The organism is Agrobacterium sp. DKPNP3 (assembly GCF_052686535.1).
Window position 1 is genome coordinate 1 of sequence record NZ_JBQYSN010000187.1, and the last position, 671, is coordinate 671.

Below are 671 nucleotides of genomic sequence, written 5' to 3' on the forward strand. Positions count from 1 at the left end.
GAGTCGGGCTATGGCAAAGCGCAAGCTTCTCAAAGATCAAGATCGCCGAAAGCTTGTCGATATCCCTGTCGACGAGGACAGCTTAATCCGACACTACTCATTGTCACCGGCCGATCGCCTGGAGATCGAACTGCGTAGGCGTAATCACAACCGGCTTGGCTTTGCCATTCAGTTATGTCTGATGCGATACCCGGGTCGAGTGCTGGGGGCAGAAGAAATTCCGCCACGCGCCATGCTTAAATATGTTGCTGATCAGATCGGCGCCGCCCCGGAAGCATTTTCGCTCTATGCACGCCGTGAAGAAACCCGTCGGGATCACACACCACGGCTAATGATGTATCTGGATACGAGAAGCGCGACGCTGCAAGATCGCCGCGCCGCGCTATTGTCTGCAATTCAGGCGGCGGCGACGTCCGACGACGGTGCTGCGATAGTCAGTTCGATTGTCGTCGCGTTTCGTGAACGCGGCGCTCTTCTACCGGCGATCGACACGATCGAACGGATTGGCCTTGCCGGCCGTGCGATAGCCCGCCGTTGGGCAGAGACAACTCTGATTAAAGAGATCCCGCTCGATACGCTCCGATCATTGGACCGGCTGTTAGAAGTGGACCCGTCGATCGGCCAGACGCGCTTCCATTGGCTACGCTCGGCGCCAGAAGCGCCAGGTGCGT

The 671-nt window shown here is 58.0% G+C and carries 1 protein-coding gene; it reads left to right on the forward strand.

Features of this window, described 5'->3' with window-relative positions:
• Positions 1-10: 10 nt before the first annotated feature.
• Positions 11-671 (forward strand): DUF4158 domain-containing protein (locus ACUTJJ_RS25040; protein ID WP_445543784.1); only part of this gene is annotated, 661 nt, incomplete at its 3' end.